The sequence below is a fragment of the Nitratidesulfovibrio oxamicus genome (genome assembly GCF_015731765.1).
Lineage (GTDB): Bacteria > Desulfobacterota > Desulfovibrionia > Desulfovibrionales > Desulfovibrionaceae > Cupidesulfovibrio > Cupidesulfovibrio oxamicus.
The window spans coordinates 1-1,730 of the sequence record NZ_VRYY01000484.1; the positions used below are offsets into that span (position 1 = coordinate 1).

2 protein-coding genes and 1 riboswitch are annotated in these 1,730 nt (G+C 65.8%); of the genes, one reads left to right on the forward strand and one right to left on the reverse strand.

Annotated elements, in window-relative coordinates; all coding sequences use genetic code 11:
• Positions 1–576: 576 nt before the first annotated feature.
• Positions 577–653: riboswitch (cyclic di-GMP riboswitch) on the forward strand.
• Between the two features lie 51 nt (positions 654–704).
• Positions 705–1,094: a response regulator gene (locus FVW20_RS14295; protein ID WP_196610142.1), complete on the forward strand. Its 390-nt coding sequence runs from the start codon at positions 705–707 to the stop codon at positions 1,092–1,094.
• Between the two features lie 156 nt (positions 1,095–1,250).
• On the opposite strand, the gene FVW20_RS14300 is transcribed toward FVW20_RS14295, so the two are convergent.
• The coding region (locus FVW20_RS14300; RefSeq protein ID WP_196610143.1) for an SPASM domain-containing protein at positions 1,251–1,730 on the reverse strand (480 nt) is incomplete at its 5' end.

Sequence of the window (1,730 nt, forward strand, 5' to 3'; positions counted from 1 at the left end):
GCGCAGGGCGCCATTGGCGATGGCCGCGGCGCACAGTGCGCACCAGCAGGCCGTGGCAGAGCGAAGCGGAAACATGCGGCCTCCGAGGCGTGGATGGGGTTGGTCGTCGGGCATGGGCGGGGCGGGGGCCCGGCTAGCCCGCCTGGTGGACATGCCCCAGAGCGCGGCGGCAGGCAAGGGCCGCGTGGCCGTAAGACGTGGGGGCGTCGCCAGTGCGTGCCTGGTCCCCATCAATGTGCATTGCCCCCAGCGCCCTGGCCCTGCGTCCAGACGCCAGTGATACAGCACGTCCGTTCGCATGCTTGCCCGCAGCCTGCCCGCCTGCTTGTCCGCCTGCCCTTCGGCACGCCCGAAACAGCGCCCATGGCGAAGGTTGCGGCTGCCATGCCGCGCCATGGGATATGGCCGCGGCGATACAGGCGGCTGGGTGAAGCCCGTATTTTACGGGTAGGGTGAAGGGAGGGGATGGTTGCCCGTTGCGAATATCTCGGAATAATTATTTAAAATTGAGGGGTGCGACTTCTTGTGCTCAGAGTGGCACATTGACACATTCCGTGGTGTGCGCCACTCCTGTATACAAGCGAAAGCCAAACCCGCTGCGAAGCGGGGACGGAAAGCCACGGATCTCGAGCAGAGACAGCCGGGTTGCCTGCATCGGAAGCAGTGCGTCTGCGCGGCCCGTGGCACCATCCCTGGGGGGGTGTATGCTGACGGGTATTTTTGTTCTTGTGGTGGACAACAACCCCATGTCCGCGTTCATGTGCGAGTGGGAACTGCGCAAGCGCGGTGCGGAAGCCTTCGTGGTGCGCAGGGTGGAAGACGCCCTGCCCGCGCTGGATACGCACCGTTTCGATTTCGCGCTGATCGATGCGGGCGCCATGGAGAACGATGCGGATCGCGCCGTCCTGCATGAAAGCCTTGTCAGAAACGGCGTGCCTTCACTGCTGATGACTCGCCGCAGCCAGTCCTGCTCCGTCCATCATGCCTCTGCCTGTGCCCTGCAGGACAGCCTGCGCCTTCCGGCGGAGGCGGTAAGCTGCATTGCCTACTGCGTGCAGAGCACGGGCAAGCAGGTGACCGCGCGCTTCAGCTGAGCCGCCCCGGCGTGCACCAGCGGTACGTGTTTTCTCGCCCCCGCCGCTGTCCCGCACTCTCGCCAGCCCGCTTCTCCGCATGTGGCACGGATGCACCACGTTGCTGTCTGGCGGGTTGGGTTCGGGCGCTGGTCGGATCTCGCCTGGCATCCCCCCTCACCCCAACTCCTGCCCCATGCACTGCAACAGTCCCAGACACCACGGACAGTCGCCGCACGGCACGGGTTCGCCGTAGCAGTCGGTTTCAAAGGTAGTGGTTTCTATGTCGTCGCAGGGGTACACGTTGCAGTTGGTGCAGAACGGGTAGCCCTTGGCCGTCACCCTGTCGCGGAATGCCCGGTACTCGGCGCCGTTCCACACGTCGATGATGTCCTGCCCCTGCGCGGGGCCGACAATGCCGAAAAAGCGCCCCACCACATGTTTCTGCATGCCGTACATGTGGCAATGGTAATCGCGCCACAGAAAGTAGCAGGGGGCCACCTTGCCGTCCCAGGCAATGAAGGCCCCGCCTTCGTCCACGGCGGGGCAGTGGCGCAGGTTGCGGGGGTGCAGGGCAGGCAGGCGCAGGTGCAGGCCGTGCTCGCGGGCCACGGCTCGGGCGGCGTCGAACACCGCCTCGGCCTCGGGCACGTGGGC

Coding starts and splice junctions, on each gene's coding strand:
- FVW20_RS14295 (WP_196610142.1), top strand. CDS start 705: ATGCTGACGGGTATTTTTGTTCTTGTGGTGGACAACAACCCCATGTCC.